This window comes from Exiguobacterium sp. s80 (genome assembly GCF_018618725.1).
Classification (GTDB): domain Bacteria; phylum Bacillota; class Bacilli; order Exiguobacteriales; family Exiguobacteriaceae; genus Exiguobacterium_A; species Exiguobacterium_A oxidotolerans.
Map to the genome: position 1 here is coordinate 1,065,050 of NZ_JACSMP010000001.1, position 15,900 is coordinate 1,080,949.

Below are 15,900 nucleotides of genomic sequence, written 5' to 3' on the forward strand. Positions count from 1 at the left end.
CATTTTATTAAAGTGATGCTTCGTACTCTTTATACTCATCGTCAGTTCCTGGAACTGTGATCTTTCCATCGATGATTTGTTTTTTGTAGTCTTCGACTTTCGTCAAGACGTCTTTTTCAATGTTGTCTTGTGAAGGTGCGATATCAACGCCGCCATCTTTAAGACCGAATTCTACGACTTTACCTGCTGGGAAGTTGCCATCTTTCGTATCTTTCGCAACTTGTTCAACTGCTGTATCAACACGCTTAACCATTGACGTCAATGTCACGTTTTCTGGCATACCTTCTTCGACTTGGTCACGGTCAACACCGATGACCCAAACATCTTCACCGTTTTTCTTACGGTTTTTCGCTTCTGTGAAGACACCTTGTCCTGTACCGCCAGCTGCGTGATAAATCACGTCAACTTTCTTGCCGTACATCCCTGAAGCGATTGCTTGTCCTTTTTCAGCAGCATTGAAATCTTCTGCATATTGAACTTCAACTTTTGCATCTGGTTTGACAGCCATGACGCCTGCTTTAAATCCACTTTCAAACTTTTTGATTAAGTCTGAGTTTACGCCACCGACGAATCCGACTTTATCTGTTTTCGTAGTAAGACCCGCGACGACACCAACGAGGAACGAACCTTCGTTTTCCTTGAAGACGATTGACGCGACGTTCGGCTTATCAACGACCATATCGACGAGTGCAAAGTTCTTGTCGTCAAACTGATCCGCTACTTTACCGATATCTTCTGCCATCAAGAACCCGATTCCGAGAATCAAGTCGTAGTTCGCACGTGCTAATTGTTGTAAGTTCGGTTGATAATCCGATTGTTTTGCTGATTGAAGGTACTTGTAACCAGTTCCTTCTTTCAAATCGTTATCTTTACCGAACTTCTGAATGCCTTCCCACGCAGATTGGTTGAATGATTTATCATCAACACCGCCTGTATCTGTGACCATACCTACTTTGAAGCCGTCTTTTTCGCCGCTTCCTGAATCTTTAGAATCATCGTTGCTACCACATGCTGCGAGTACCGAACTCATTGCTAAACCTGTTGCTGCTAATGCGAGAAGTGACTTCTTTTTCATCTGAAATAATCCCCTTTCGAATATGGTCATACAAAGTTCCTGACTACGTCAAGCACCTGAGGCTGGTGATGAGGAGCGTTACGTAGGTTGGCGGAAGCGCTTTCAGTAAAACTCCTAAAACAATCGATTATACACGTTTACGGATGACATGGAAATCAAACTTATCCGCACGGAAATAGTTCGCTGAATAAAGAACGGATCGGTCGAGCTCATCATAATGCGTTTGTCGCAACGCGAGCAAGGGTTGGTCCGTATGTAATTGTTCAGCGATTTTCGGATCGATTCGAGGTTCGATATGCGTCACCGCATGTGTGACCCGACGACCTAGTTCTTTTTCTAGTGCGTCGAACAGTGAAGTCGAAGACGTAAACTGTTCTTCATTTTTAATATAATGGCTTGGAATCTTATCGACGCAATAGACAACAGGAACATCTCCTGCAAGTCGAATTCGTTCGATTCGATAAACCAGTTCATCCGGACCAAGTTGGAAACGTTCTCGGTCACGTTCTGTCGGTTGAACCATTTCTGAAGATAAGACTTCAGACGTTGGAATCATCCCAGCGCGCGCAATCATCTCCGTCACACTGTACAATTCTTCAATCCCCGACGTGAATGGTGGTCTTGCATTGATAAACGTACCGACACCGTGTTTACGGATGACGATGTTCTCATCTTCAAGAATTCGTAAAGCCTCCCGAAGAGTCGCTCGACTAACGCCAAGTTGCTTTGAAAGTTCAAACTCTGAAGGTAGTTTCTCGCCTTCCTTGTAAACGCCGTCATCGATGTCAGACTTAATCTTTTCAATCACTCGTAAGTAAAGCAAACGATGATCTAATTTAATCGACATGACGCATCTCCATCCTCTATCTAGTTGTAACCAGTGCTCAGACTTCTGACGTATGAGAACTCCAGCCAAGATAAGTATATGACGTCGAACACAATCCTGCAATCATTTTGTAACAGGTTAGAAGTCTGACTTCTGGCGCTTTTGTAACCCTTTTCATATCGTATCTATTGTTGGAAGAAAATAGGGCGTTCTACCTAAGAATGCCCGCTCTTCCTTTGACGCTTATTGTTCAGGTACTTCTGTTTTACCTGAAATGACTTTTTCTTTCGCTTGTTCGAGCATGTCGAGTGTCTTTTTCGAGATTTTTTCTGACTCAATGATGTCAACGCCTTGCTCTTTCAAACCGTAACGAATCGTCTCTCCACCTGTGAGTTTTCCAGCTTTCGCTTCATTCGCTGTATCTTTGACCGCTAAGTCCACTCGTTTGATGACAGATGTCAACGTGACATCTTCTGGCATGCCTTCTTCTTGTTGGTCACGATCGACACCGATGACAGCAACTTCTTCTCCATTTTTCTTCCGGTTTTTCGCTTCTGTGAAGACGCCGTTTCCTGTTCCACCGGCTGCCGGGAAAATGATATCTGCCCCTTTACCATACATGCCTGCTGCGATTGCTTGTCCTTTTTCAGGTGCAGCGAAATCTTCTGCGTACTGTACGTCGACTTTGATGTTCGGATTAACGGATTTTGCCCCAGCTTCAAAGCCTGCCCGGAAGCGTTCGATTACATCCATCTTCATTCCACCGACAAAGCCGATGTGATCTGTTTTCGTTTCCATCGCGGCAACGATTCCCGCAAGGTAGGCACCTTCGTTTTCTTTAAACGTAATCGATGTCACGTTGTCTCCTTCGACGACGTTATCGATAATTGCAAACTGTGTATCTTTAAACTGATCGGCAACCGTTTTGATATCTTCATTAAACGTATTCCCAATCCCAAAAATCAAATCTTCTCCCGCTCGTGCAAGACGCGATAAGTTCGGTTGGTAATCTTGTTGCGATTTTGATTGAAGGTACGAGTAACCCTCATTTTTCTGAAGGTCGTTTTCTTTTCCATACGCTTGCAGACCTTCCCACGCCGACTGGTTAAACGATTTATCATCGATTCCGCCTTTATCGGCAACCATTGCGACAGAAAACTCGTCCTTGTTTCCCTTTGCACTATCATCTGATCCTCCACATGCTGCGAGTCCCACTGTTGCTACCGTCATTGCTGACACAAGTACTTGTTTTTTCTTCATTGTCATTCATCTCCTCTTCCATTTATGTGAGCGCTTTCATTATCTATTTGTGTAAAAGTCGCTCACTTACCTCTGTGAGAGGTAGGTCAACTCATATGACTGAGTATGACAAAACATGCGTATAAAATCAACAGACGTCTGACAACTATTTTCCTGAAATCGTTCTCATTTAGACTTTTTTTTATATTTTCTTACACGTAAAGAAAACCAACGCTCATCATGTGAACGCTGGTTCTCTGTTATTACTTAACGTCCGATGACTCGGCGTGGTTTCGATCCTTCTGACGGACCGACGAGGCCATTCTCTTCTAATGCATCGATCAGTCGTGCAGCGCGATTATAACCAATCCGATACTTCCGCTGTATCATTGACGTCGAGGCTGTATCTTGCGTTAAGATGAACTGAACAACCTCATCATACAACGGATCGTCGACGTCAGATTCACCCTCAGGAACATCTTTTGGAATCATCGCTTCCACGTACTGTGCTTTTTGTTGACTGATGACATGGTTGACGACTTTTTCAACCTCTTCGTCCGATAAGAACGCCCCTTGGACACGAACAGGTTTATTCATCCCATTTCCAAGGAGCAGCATGTCCCCTCGTCCGAGTAGCTTATCTGCCCCGCTCGTATCGAGGATGGTGCGAGAATCCGTTCCACTTGATACGCTGAAAGCAATCCGAGACGGTATGTTCGCTTTGATGACACCCGTGATGATATCGACACTCGGCCGCTGTGTTGCGATGACCATATGAATGCCGGCTGCCCGTGCCATCTGAGCAAGACGCATGATGGCATCTTCGACTTCGTTTGAAGCGACCATCATCAAATCTGCTAACTCATCGACAATGACGACGATGTAAGGTAGGCGTTGATGGACTTTCTCTTCCGCATTCATCTTATCAATCAATGCATTGTAGCCTTCGATGTTGCGGGCGCCGTTCTGACTGAAGATTTCATACCGCCGTTCCATCTCTGAAACGACTTGTTTTAAGGCTTGCGCAGCTTTTTTCGGATCGGTGACGACGGGTGCAAGAAGATGCGGAATACCATTGTAGACATTCAACTCAACCATTTTCGGATCGATCATCATCAAACGGACTTCATCCGGTCGTGCCCGCATCAATATCGAGACGATCATCCCATTGATACAGACTGACTTCCCGGATCCCGTCGATCCTGCGACTAACACGTGTGGCATTTTGTTTAACTTCGCCGTCACGGTCTCTCCCGAGATACTCCGTCCAAGAGCGACAAGTAATCGATCAGGATCGGCTTGAACGCTTTCTGCTCCGAGGACTTCCCGAAGTGAGACCATCGCCACTTCACGATTCGGCACCTCGATCCCGACCGCTGCCTTTCCCGGAATCGGTGCTTCGATTCGAATGTCCTTCGCAGCGAGCGCGAGCGCCAGGTCATCTGCGAGTCCCGTAATCCGACTGAGCTTGATTCCTTGATGCGGTTCAATTTCATACTTCGTGACACTTGGACCTAAATGAATTTTTAAGACCTTTGCCCCAATCCCGAACGACTTTAAAGTCGCAATCAATTTCGTTGCATTGTCCTTGAGGCGTTTGTTCTCACCTGATAAATCTTTTGATGTCGGTTCCATCAATAATTCAAGAGAAGGCAATTGGTATCCGTCCGGTGTTTCAGTCATCGTCAACGGACCTTGTAGTTCAGCCGCCTGCGGTTCGACATGGTCCGCGAACCCGATGATCGGGACGTCTTGAATACTCTCCACTGCATCTTCTGGTTCGTTTTCCGGAAGTGACGGCACAGCAGTCTCCTGTTTAGCTGTCGTTGGTTTTGCTTGCCGTTCGAGTGGTTTACGTTCTTTTTGTTTTTTAGCCTCTTTGACAGGACGCTCCTTGCGTTCAGGTAAAGACCGCTCACGATTTCGAAACGCTTCCACCCGCTCGAGCATTCCATGCGCCAGTTCACTGAAGAATAACGGATGAAGCAGGTGCACGCTTGTGCCAATTAAAAACAACCCAATCAAGAAAGCACCAAAACTCGAAATGTAATAGGCCGATCCTTGATAGAGCCAAGCATTTAATGTACCCCTCGGCTCTCCTAATATTAAATCAATCCAAATTAAAAGACCGACTGCGAGTAAACTGATCGCCCATTTTTTTTGTCGCTCGAGTTGCGATAGGAACAAGAGGAGCAAACTCCCTGACAAGCCATAAAGCAACGAGCCGAATTGACCGACCGTATCAAAAGCGAACTCGGCGAACTTCTCACCGACTCGTCCAAATTCTCCTAACGCAAGAAGATAGGCTAGTAATAACAAAACAGCGAAAACACCTACATATGTACGATATTGAATCGGAGGGCGTTGTTTTTTAGCCGGCGGTCGTTTCCGTGCCGTCGTTTGTTTGCGAACAGGTTTCTTTTTTGTCGTCGCCATCTATACTACCTCCTGATAAAAAAACGACTCAGCTGACCAGGAATTGGTCGATCTGAGTCGCTCTTCTTGTTAAATCTCCATGATGATCGGCAAAATCATTGGACGACGTTTTGTCTGTTCATATAGATAAGAACTCAGCTTATCTCGGATCAACGACTTCATTTCAGTCCAATCGAGTTCTCCCGTTAATTTTCCTTGGAGTTGTTTCGCGACGATTCGGTTAGCCTCATTGATCATATCTTCTGACTCACGCATGTAGACGAATCCACGTGAGATGATTTCTGGGCCTGACACGATCGTTTTGTTCTTCCGACTAATCGTGATGACGCAGAGAACGACACCATCTTGAGACAAGAGACGACGGTCACGTAAGACGATGTTCCCGACATCTCCTACACCAATCCCGTCAATCAACACATTTCCGGCATTCACTTTACGTGACATGCGTGCTTTACGTTTTTCAAATTCGACCACATCACCATTTTCAATAATGAAGATGTTGTTTGCATTGACACCTACCGTCTGTGCGAGACGACTATGCGCTTTTTGCATCCGGAATTCTCCGTGAATCGGAATAAAGAACTTCGGTTTGATTAAGTTGAGCATCAACTTCAAGTCTTCTGCGTGACCGTGACCAGACACGTGAACTTTACGTTGGTTATAAATGACGTTCGCCCCGGCACGGAACAACAGATCGATTGTTTTCGAAACCGATTTCTCGTTCCCTGGAATTGGTGACGCTGCGACGACGACTGTATCGTTAAGACGGATGTTGACTTGTTTATGTGCATTGCGTGCCATCCGTGTTAATGCCGCCATCGGCTCGCCTTGTGAACCGGTCGTCAAGATGACGACTTGGTTATCATCAAGGCGATTGATTTCTGATAACTCAATCAATGTTTTTTGCTTGAACCGTAAATAGTTCAAACGTTGCGCGACTTCGACGATGTTGACCATACTTCGTCCGACGACTGCAACTTTCCGGTTATTCGCTTCGGCCGCTGCGAATACTTGTTGCAAGCGGTGAACGTTCGATGCGAACGATGCAACGATAACACGACCTGGTGCTTCATAGATGACGTCGTTCAATTCGGACCCGACCGTCGACTCTGAACCGGACATCCCTGGCCGCTCTGCATTCGTTGAATCAGATAGAAGACATAAAACGCCCCGTTGCCCGATTGCTGCAATCTTACCGAAATCTGCTTGTTTCCCGTCGACTGGTGTGTAGTCAAACTTGAAATCCCCCGTATGAACGATGGCTCCTTGTGATGTTTGGATACAAACCCCGACCGCATCCGGTATCGAGTGGTTGACGCGGAAGAACGTAATGAAATGTCCCGCAACGGTTAATTTCGTCTTGGCATCAATTGGACGAAGATCTGCCTTCTTCAATAAACCGGCTTCTTTTAATTTGATTTCAATCAATCCGAGTGTCAGGCGTGTCCCGTATACAGGCACTTTCAAGTCACGTAAGACGTAACTGAGTGCGCCGATATGGTCTTCGTGACCGTGCGTGATGAAAATCCCTTGAATCCGTTCTTTGTTTTCCTTCAGATAACTTATGTCTGGAATGACTTTGTCAATTCCAAGCATCTCATCTCCTGGGAACATCAAGCCAGCATCGATTACGAAGATGTCCTCGTCGAGTTCGACGACGTACATGTTCTTACCGATTTCACCAGCCCCACCAAGAGCAAAGACGCTTACTTTTTCCGTCTTTTTCTTTGACACAACATGACCTCCTATTTGTATTCACTTTTCGTGAGCCGTCCACTTATCACTATCACTATTCTAGCCGAACTTTGCCTTCCTGCCAACAACGGGACTAGGAAAATTAAAAAAAAACGTCATACCGAATCAGAACATGTCCGGTATGACGCTTCATCAGGATTCAAGCAAGTGCTCGATTTCCTCAGTTCGATTGGCCTTTTCTTGCTTACTCGGTCGTGCACCGGACTTCAATTCACTTAAAGAATAATTGAAATTCATCTCGAAATGCGGATAATCAACAAAACGCTTCCAGTCGCCACCCCACTCAAATCCAAGGGCTTTACCAACATCGGCGACCTCTCGCCAATCACTCTTGCCTGATTGATTGCCATCGTAGTCAATGTCATATGAAATCCCGCCATCAATCATTTGTACGAAGTCAATCGCTAGACCGTAGTTATGCATTGATTCCCCGCCACGCGCATTTGTTACGATGTCACCAGACGTTGAACGACCTTGTGCATAGAGGGCATCCTGTTGTTTTTCAGTGCGATAACCTTGCGTGATTCGAATATCGATATCGTAGCAAGAGTGGCTAATTCGAATCAAATCCTCTGCCCCTGCTTCGACGGCTGGGTGGAGCTGTTTGAGGTTGTCGCGACTAGCATTAATCAAACGGTTCTCCCCTGCTACATCCCGGGGACAGCTGTCAATTCCTAAATCTGGTTGGTCTAGTAGAACAGACGGCAAACGATTTGTTGAAGCAGCAAGAAACAACCCGACCGCGAACATCGCGAATAAAAACAAGATCCAGGCAAAGATTGTCCCTCTCTTCATTAGCGACGAAACTTCTTCCGTAATCGCTTCAGAATCGGTAGACCTGTTTCAAGCACAAGATAAAGAGGTTTGTTGAGAACGTAATCAAATTCTCCGATTTTTTCAATCATCGTACTGCCCCAGCCCGACTTAAACGCGTATAACCCTGCATAGTGATCATCCGGGTCCGTCGATCCACTGACGCCACCAAAATCATACGATACGGCGCCGTGCGCTTTGGCATACTGCATCATCGTCCACTGCATCAAGTGATTCGGCATGAACTCACGATACTCATTTGACGACGCACCATATAAATAGTAAGAACGACGACCGGCAAGCGTCAATAATCCACCTGAGAGAATGACGCCGTCCGGATGCTTCGCGGCAATTGCCATCAACTCAGTTTTTGATTTCTCAGCCTTGTCGATTTGTGCTGTCGTCTGTTCGAGACGATTGTTCAGACTCTTGATTTTTTTCTCCGTCGTCTCCTTTTCAAGCTGTCGGTGGATTTTTGCCAATTCGCGATCAGCTTGTAACAATAATGCTTCCGTGCTTTCAAGTGCCTTCGCCGCATCAAGTTTTGTTAAAAAGAGTGCCGCATCCCCGTTCGGACGCAAATGATCATAGAGATTTTCGAAGTAGTCAAGACCACGGATCGAGAACCCGTCCCGTTCGCCCGTTTCGACCATCAACTTCGCGAACGTTTTCAGTTCTTCACGACTCGCTTCATAGCAAACAATTCCTTTTCGTTCAGCCAGTCGGACGTTGTAGCGAAACTTTGAATGAAACCGATCAAAGATTTCTTTCTCCGTTCCTTCAAGGCTCGTCTCCATCGTAAAACGCGGTTGCGCATGATCGAAGCCGCCACCAAAACCATTATGCTTAAATCCGAGGGCCATCATTTCTGTCAGCAGTGTCGGGTCTTCATCACGATCAATGTTCGGATCCAATTTGATGGCGATGGCTTTATGTTGTTTTGCCACCTTAATCGCGAGATCACGCAGTGCTGTGACGGCTTCTTTATTTGCATAATCGACGACAAATCCGCGCGGTGCGTAACATAACGTAAACGGTAGTTTCGGCACTTGCTTAAATAAGAGTAAAGCGACACCGATTGGTTGACCGTCCGGCGTTCCAACAGCAATCCGCTGATGGGTCCATCCTGTCGCCTGTTTGACGTCTCCCCATGCCGGCAACTGTAATAAGTCCCCTTTTGGATGTGTTTTAACAAACGCTTCAAATCGTTCTGTCGTTAATTCAAGTGGTTGATAATTCACTGCTTTTCCTCCAATTGGCGTATCATCTCTTTGACGATTTGTTCTTCGTCGAGTGGTGTTTTTTCGTCACCAATGATTTGATATTTTTCATGCCCTTTTCCTGCGAGAATGACGATATTATCGGGACGTGCAAGACTCGCTGCATATCGAACGGCTTCGACTCGATCGCCAATTTCGACGAATTGGTCATGAAGCATCCCTGACGCAATCCCTGATGTGATCGACTCATAAGACTCAAAGCGCGGATCATCCGTCGTGACGATGACCGTCCCGGCATAGGTCGATGCCAATTGTCCCATCATCGGACGTTTCGTCACATCCCGATTTCCACCTGTTCCAATCAAGAAAATAATCTTCTCTTTCGGGACATCGACGAGAGCCTTCAGACATTGCTCGATTCCATCTGGTGTATGGGCGTAATCGACATAGACATTATACCCGTCGATCGGTAAACGTTGCATCCGCCCTTGGGCTGGCTGAATCTGAGTGATCGCGTTCGAAATCTCAGGTAAACGATAGCCGAGTGATAATAAGATACCTGTTGCGAGCAACAAGTTATAGACGTTAAAACGACCAATGAATTGGACCGTCAATTCAATCGACTCTTCTTGATAATCCATCGTAAATGTCGTCTCTTGAAGTGTCTGTGTAATGTTGTGTGCCTGCAAATCCGCGGGCTGATCAATGCCATATGTTAACACGCGCGCACCCGTCATCATCTCAAACAATTCACTTGTCGCATCGTCTGCATTCAAGACGGCTACTTTTTCATCCGATAGGCGCTGTCCGAGTTGTGCAAACAATAACCCTTTTGCGCGGGCGTAGTTTTCGAACGTCTTATGGAAATCGAGATGATCATGCGTTAAGTTCGTAAATCCTGCCACATCAAAATCTGCGCCCGTGACACGTCCTAGCTCTAATCCATGCGACGATACCTCCATAATGACGTCTTCAACGCCCTCTTGGTACATCTGATGGAAAAATGCTTGCAGTTCCGAGCTTTGTGGCGTCGTATTCCGACTTGGAACGACACGGTCACCAATCTTCACTTCGACGGTCCCGATGATTCCTGTCTTACGCCCTAGGCGCGCCAAGACGTCACGAACAATCGTCGTCGTCGTCGTTTTTCCGTTTGTTCCTGTAATGCCAATCATCCGCATTTTTTCGGAAGGATAATCATAGAATTTCCCTGCAAGTTCAGCGATTGCCCGCGTCGTACTTCTGACAAGAATGACAGGAATCGTCACATCGAGCGCGTGTTCAGCGATGATTGCAATTGCTCCGCTCGATTCAGCCTGTCGAGCGTAATCGTGTCCATCTACTGTATATCCTTTAATCGCGACAAATAATGTCCCAGGCTTCACGTCACGTGAATCTGTCGTCAAAGAGACGACTTCCGCATCTACCATCCGTTCAATTTTTTGAATTTGGATGGCTTCGATTAATTCAGCTAAATTCAAGGGTATTCCTTCTTTCTCGACAACATGTTTTCTGTATGGTTTTTTTTAGTTGAGAGCTTCTCTCACACGGTTTCTTCTTCCATTTCCGGTAAGATATACGCTTTTGCTGGTGGTTCTTCGAAGATATGTGTGATCAATCCTTGAATATCTTCTTTAGTGACGCGCTCCACCTCTTCGATGACTTCTTCTAACGTCGGGTGTTTTTCCAGATGAAGTTCATTTCGTGCATTTCGGTTCATGTGACTTGATGTTCCTTCATTCCCGAGAATGAGTGAACCTTTCAGTTGCTCGATGCCATCTTCAACTTCTTTATCCGTCAAACCATTCGCAAGCAACAGTTTGATTTCTGCTTCTAAGACATCTTCGACTTCCTTCAGTGTTTCGTGTGAAGTACCGACGTAAATCGTGAACGTCCCATGGTCGTCAAATGTCGTGTAGTACGAAAAGACAGAGTACGCCAGTCCGCGTTCTTCACGAATGGATTGGAACAAGCGGCTAGACATCGTCGCTCCAAAGGCATTATTCAATAATGCAAGTCCCGGTAAACGATCGTCCGTAGAATCGATTGCACGGAAATTATAACAAAGATGGACCTGTTCTGTATCCTTTTCCTTACGGATTACATCATTTTTTAGTTCGGGAAGCTGAATCGGACGCGAGATTTCACTCGGTGTCATGACACTGAACCGCTCCTTCACTTGTTCCACTAAAGCATCCGATACGTGACCCGCAATCGAGATGACGATTTGGTCCGGTGCATACGCCTGTTTCATGTATTCCGTAATCATCTGCCGATTGATTTTAAGAACACTCTCTTCCGTCCCAAGGATTGGTCGCGCCATGACGTCCTCGCCATAGGCTGCGATTGCGAGCAGTTCATGGACGAGATCATCTGGTGTATCTTCGTACATCTTGATTTCTTCGATGACGACCCGTTTCTCTTTTTCGAGTTCTTCTTCGTCGAACGTCGAGTCGAGGAACATATCCGCTAGGACATCAAATGCCGTCGCTGCATGTTCATCTAATGTCTTAACGTAATAACACGTTTGATCCTTACTTGTGAATGCATTAATATTTCCACCAAGTCGGTCGAAGTAAACCGCAATCTCTTTCGCCGAGAACTGTTCTGTCCCTTTAAAGACCATATGTTCGATTAAATGACTGATTCCATGTTCCTCAAGCGTTTCTGTTCGTGAGCCGGCCTTGATGAAAATTCCTGTTGCTACGCTCCGCGCGCTCGGCATCCGTTCGATGATGATTCGTACTCCGTTTTGTAGCTGTATCCGTTCGACCATAATAGTTTCCTCCTGAATCGGAAACAAGGTGGCCCTCGTTGCGACATCCGCACCGTTGAGCCACCTTGTTTTCATTAGTTACGACGTGGTGGACGTTGTCCGTCACGTGGTGGGCGAGATCCTGTATCCCGACGTGGCGGGCGGTTGTCACGCTCTGTTTTTTTCTTTTCATCGTATGCTGCACGGTCTTCCGCGCTCATTCCTTCAACGAGAAGGATTTTATGTGAGGCGTTGACACGACCTTTATCATCAACTTCTGTGACACGGACTTTCAGCTTGTCGCCGAGTTTGACGACATCTTCCGTTTGACCGACACGATCAAGTGCAAGCTCAGAGATGTGGACGAGTGCGTCTTTTCCTTTGAACAACTCAACGAACGCTCCGAATTTCTCAATCCGGCGGACTGTCCCGTCAAACTCTTCACCGATGACGACTTCACGAACGATGTCCTCGACGAGTTGACGTGCACGATTAATGCCATCTTGATCTGTCGATGCGATAAAGACCGTACCATCTTGGTCGATATCAATCTTGACGCCTGTTTCATCGATGATTGCATTGATGACTTTACCGCCGGGTCCAATCACATCACGGATTTTATCCGGATTGATTTTGAGGGTAACGATTTTCGGTGCATATTTCGACAACTCGACACGTGGTTCTGCAATGATCGAATTCATGTGTTCAAGAATGTGCAAACGGCCAAGGCGTGCTTGTTCGAGCGCCTCTTCAAGAATTTGACGCGTGATGCCGCCAATCTTCATATCCATTTGTAAAGCAGTTACACCATCTTTTGTTCCTGCGACTTTAAAGTCCATGTCGCCGAGGTGATCTTCCATACCTTGAATGTCTGTTAAGATTGAATAATTTTCGCCTTCTTTAATTAATCCCATCGCGATTCCTGCAACTGGTGCTTTAAGCGGGACACCGGCATCCATCATCGCGAGGATTGATCCACAGATTGAGGCTTGTGAAGAAGATCCATTTGATTCAAGCACTTCCGAGACGAGACGAATCGTATACGGGAAATCTGTTTCTGATGGCAAGACAGGCTGTAAGGCACGCTCTCCAAGTGCTCCGTGACCAATTTCACGACGACCTGGTGCACGCATTGGACGCGCTTCCCCGACTGAGAACGGCGGGAAGTTGTAATGGTGCATGAAACGTTTTTCTTCTTTCAAACCAAGTCCATCGATGATTTGTGCGTCTCCAGCGACACCAAGCGTCGCGACAGACAAGACTTGTGTTTGACCACGTGTAAAGAGTCCAGAACCATGAGCACGTGGCAAGAGACCGATTTCTGAGTCGAGCGGACGAATTTCAGCAAGTCCACGACCATCCGGACGTACTTTATCTTCTGTGATGAGACGACGAACTTCCGCTTTGACGAACTTATTCAATACACCAGAAACTTCAGCAAGTTGTGCTTCCGTGACCGACTCGTCGGCTGCGTAAAGATCAATATATTTTGAGATGACTTCGTTGATCGCGACGTCACGCGCTTGTTTTTCTTCGACTTGAACCGCTGTCGTGACTTCTGCTAATGCTTCCGTCTTCAGACGCGCAACAAGTGCTTCATCAAATGATGACACCGTGTAGGCAAATTTCTCTTTCCCGACGGCAGCAACGATTTCCTCTTGGAACGCAATCAATTCTTTGATGACGTCATGTCCGAGAAGAATCGCTTCGAGCATCGCTTCTTCCGGTACTTCCTTCGCACCGGCTTCGACCATGTTGACGGCATGTTTTGTCCCTGCGACTTGTAAATCGATATCGCTTGCTTCCGACTGACTTGCCGTTGGGTTGATGATGAACTCTCCATCAACGCGACCAATCGTCACACCAGCGATTGGACCGTCAAACGGAATATCCGAGATGGAAAGGGCAATCGAAGCACCAATCATCGCTGCGACTTCTGACGAGTTGTCCGCATCTGAAGAAAGAACTGTCGTCGCGACTTGAATGTCATGACGGAATCCTTCTGGGAAGAGTGGACGAATCGGACGGTCAATTAATCGTGAAGTTAAAATCGCGTTTTCTCCAGGACGGCCTTCACGTTTTAAAAAACCTCCTGGAATTTTACCTGCTGCGTATAATTTTTCTTCATAGTTCACTGTTAATGGGAAGAAATCCAAGTCTTTCGGTTGCTTCGACGCAACGACTGTTGCGAGGACGGCTGTCTCGCCATAGCGAATCATCGCTGCCCCGTTCGCTTGTTTGGCCAGTTGACCGATTTCAATTGTTAAAGTACGTCCACCGAGTTCGGTCGAAAACGTCTGTTTTGTTTGTGACATGCACAAATCTCCTCTCACTACTATCCGTTTTTTCATTCAAATCTAATTATGTAGGTTCTTGCGCCAAATGTCCACGAATCGGCAAAAAAAAGAAACAGGAGACAATGCTCCTGCTTCCACTTGTCCTTTTAGTCGGATTAGCGACGAAGACCAAGACGCTCGATCAATGAACGGTAACGAGCAACATCCTTGTTACGAAGGTATGTGAGCAAGTTACGGCGACGACCGACCATTTTCAAGAGACCACGACGTGAGTGGTGATCCTTTTTGTGTGTACGTAAGTGATCGTTCAAAGTTGTGATCTGTTCAGTTAAAACAGCAACTTGTACTTCCGGCGAACCAGTATCGCCTTGTTTCGTAGCATAAGCTTCGATAATTTCATTTTTACGTTCTTTAGTGAGTGCCATTGTCACTCCACCTCCATCTTTTGAATGACCGTATTGCCGAGCATCGGATGGTGAGACCTGATGCCAAGTCAATCGGCTGTACGTGATCGTACTGACTTATCATAACGAACCGCTATTCTTCTGTCAAACGTTTAAACGACGTGCCGCTTCGATTTTATCTTGAGCGAGTTGTGCTTTTAAGCTCTCGATCCCGTCGAATGCCCGTTCGTCACGTAAATAGGCGATCCACTCCAGTTTTAATTCTTGGCCGTATAAATCTTCGTCAAACTGAAGTAAGTGGGTTTCCACACTGACTTCTCCTGTTTCATAAAAGGTCGGTCTCCGTCCGATGTTCGTCATCGCGGGGAATGTCCGTCCATCTTCTAAATGGACATGTGTCGCGTATACCCCGAGTTTCGGAATGACATACGCAAACTCCGGACGGATATTAGCAGTCGGAAAGCCGATTTGTCTTCCTCGTGCATCTCCATGAATGACTGTCCCTTTAATTTGATACGGTTCCCCGAGTAAACTCGCTGCCGCTTCGACTTCACCAGCCGCTAACAGCTTTCGAATCCGCGTCGAACTGACTTTTTCATCATCTGCTTGCTGTTCAGCGACAGTCGTGTGTGTGAATTGACCGCGACTATGGAAATCGAGTGTTGCCATCTTTCCAGCTCCGAATCGTCCGTAAGAATAGTCAAATCCGGCGACGATATGTTTCGCACCCGCCGCAATCAAGTACGTATCGACGAACTCTTGCGGGGACAACTCGGAAAACGCAATCGTGAACTCAATCACGTAAGCCCGGTCGATTCCGAGGTCCGCCATCTTCTCGAGCTTTCGATCAAGCGGGGTGATGTAACGGATTTGATCGTCACTTTTTCCGAGGACCTGCTTCGGGTGCGGGTCAAACGTCATCACAGTGACAGGGAGATTGAGCTCCTCGCCTTTCTCGATTGCCGTTTGCAAGACATGTTGATGCCCTAGGTGAACCCCATCAAAGAATCCAAGTGCAATGACTCCCGACTCCGCTACCGGTTTTTCCGGATATGTTAAATGAATGATTTCCATCCCTAT

The 15,900-nt window shown here is 46.5% G+C and carries 12 protein-coding genes; all 12 read right to left on the reverse strand.

From position 1 onward, the window contains the following. Positions 1-7 precede the first annotated feature (7 nt). Complete coding sequence (locus KNP94_RS05670; protein ID WP_215115414.1) at positions 8-1,075, reverse strand: BMP family lipoprotein; 1,068 nt, start codon at positions 1,073-1,075, stop codon at positions 8-10. Between the two features lie 127 nt (positions 1,076-1,202). After that, entirely contained in the window at positions 1,203-1,922 is a 720-nt protein-coding gene (locus tag KNP94_RS05675) for a GntR family transcriptional regulator (protein ID WP_029330710.1), read from the reverse strand. Between the two features lie 222 nt (positions 1,923-2,144). Beyond that, positions 2,145-3,161 carry a BMP family lipoprotein gene (locus tag KNP94_RS05680; protein ID WP_214765118.1) on the reverse strand — a complete coding sequence of 339 codons (1,017 nt, stop codon included), beginning with the start codon at positions 3,159-3,161 and terminating at the stop codon, positions 2,145-2,147. Positions 3,162-3,407: 246 nt separating this feature from the next. After that, positions 3,408-5,576: a DNA translocase FtsK gene (locus tag KNP94_RS05685; RefSeq protein WP_214801834.1), complete on the reverse strand. Its 2,169-nt coding sequence runs from the start codon at positions 5,574-5,576 to the stop codon at positions 3,408-3,410. A 69-nt stretch (positions 5,577-5,645) separates the two neighbouring features. After that, positions 5,646-7,310, reverse strand: a complete 1,665-nt coding sequence (locus tag KNP94_RS05690; RefSeq protein ID WP_029330716.1) for a ribonuclease J — start codon at positions 7,308-7,310, stop codon at positions 5,646-5,648. Positions 7,311-7,463: 153 nt separating this feature from the next. After that, positions 7,464-8,126: a M15 family metallopeptidase gene (locus tag KNP94_RS05695; protein ID WP_251131906.1), complete on the reverse strand. Its 663-nt coding sequence runs from the start codon at positions 8,124-8,126 to the stop codon at positions 7,464-7,466. After that, positions 8,126-9,385: a lipid II:glycine glycyltransferase FemX gene (locus tag KNP94_RS05700; RefSeq protein WP_029330720.1), complete on the reverse strand. Its 1,260-nt coding sequence runs from the start codon at positions 9,383-9,385 to the stop codon at positions 8,126-8,128. Before KNP94_RS05700 ends, KNP94_RS05695 begins: the two co-directional genes overlap by 1 nt. Continuing rightward, on the reverse strand, positions 9,382-10,845 hold the full coding sequence (locus KNP94_RS05705) for a UDP-N-acetylmuramoyl-L-alanyl-D-glutamate--2,6-diaminopimelate ligase (protein ID WP_088837340.1): 1,464 nt from the start codon (positions 10,843-10,845) through the stop codon (positions 9,382-9,384). The genes KNP94_RS05700 and KNP94_RS05705 overlap by 4 nt, the downstream gene beginning before the upstream one ends. 62 nt (positions 10,846-10,907) lie before the next feature. After that, complete coding sequence (locus tag KNP94_RS05710) at positions 10,908-12,140, reverse strand: M16 family metallopeptidase (RefSeq protein WP_214845121.1); 1,233 nt, start codon at positions 12,138-12,140, stop codon at positions 10,908-10,910. Positions 12,141-12,214: 74 nt separating this feature from the next. Continuing rightward, complete coding sequence (pnp, locus tag KNP94_RS05715; protein ID WP_088837342.1) at positions 12,215-14,434, reverse strand: polyribonucleotide nucleotidyltransferase; 2,220 nt, start codon at positions 14,432-14,434, stop codon at positions 12,215-12,217. Positions 14,435-14,571: 137 nt separating this feature from the next. Further along, complete coding sequence (gene rpsO, locus KNP94_RS05720) at positions 14,572-14,841, reverse strand: 30S ribosomal protein S15 (RefSeq protein ID WP_023468676.1); 270 nt, start codon at positions 14,839-14,841, stop codon at positions 14,572-14,574. 123 nt (positions 14,842-14,964) lie between these two features. After that, positions 14,965-15,894 carry a bifunctional riboflavin kinase/FAD synthetase gene (locus tag KNP94_RS05725; protein ID WP_159172422.1) on the reverse strand — a complete coding sequence of 310 codons (930 nt, stop codon included), beginning with the start codon at positions 15,892-15,894 and terminating at the stop codon, positions 14,965-14,967. Between the last annotated feature and the right edge of the window lie 6 nt (positions 15,895-15,900).

Bases quoted from the DNA above. Each gene is read 5' to 3' on its own strand.
- KNP94_RS05675 (WP_029330710.1), bottom strand. From the start codon at position 1,922: ATGTCGATTAAATTAGATCATCGTTTGCTTTACTTACGAGTGATTGAA.
- pnp (WP_088837342.1), bottom strand. From the start codon at position 14,434: ATGTCACAAACAAAACAGACGTTTTCGACCGAACTCGGTGGACGTACT.
- KNP94_RS05680 (WP_214765118.1), bottom strand. From the start codon at position 3,161: ATGAAGAAAAAACAAGTACTTGTGTCAGCAATGACGGTAGCAACAGTG.
- KNP94_RS05725 (WP_159172422.1), bottom strand. From the start codon at position 15,894: ATGGAAATCATTCATTTAACATATCCGGAAAAACCGGTAGCGGAGTCG.
- KNP94_RS05695 (WP_251131906.1), bottom strand. From the start codon at position 8,126: ATGAAGAGAGGGACAATCTTTGCCTGGATCTTGTTTTTATTCGCGATG.
- rpsO (WP_023468676.1), bottom strand. From the start codon at position 14,841: ATGGCACTCACTAAAGAACGTAAAAATGAAATTATCGAAGCTTATGCT.
- KNP94_RS05670 (WP_215115414.1), bottom strand. From the start codon at position 1,075: ATGAAAAAGAAGTCACTTCTCGCATTAGCAGCAACAGGTTTAGCAATG.
- KNP94_RS05685 (WP_214801834.1), bottom strand. From the start codon at position 5,576: ATGGCGACGACAAAAAAGAAACCTGTTCGCAAACAAACGACGGCACGG.
- KNP94_RS05710 (WP_214845121.1), bottom strand. From the start codon at position 12,140: ATGGTCGAACGGATACAGCTACAAAACGGAGTACGAATCATCATCGAA.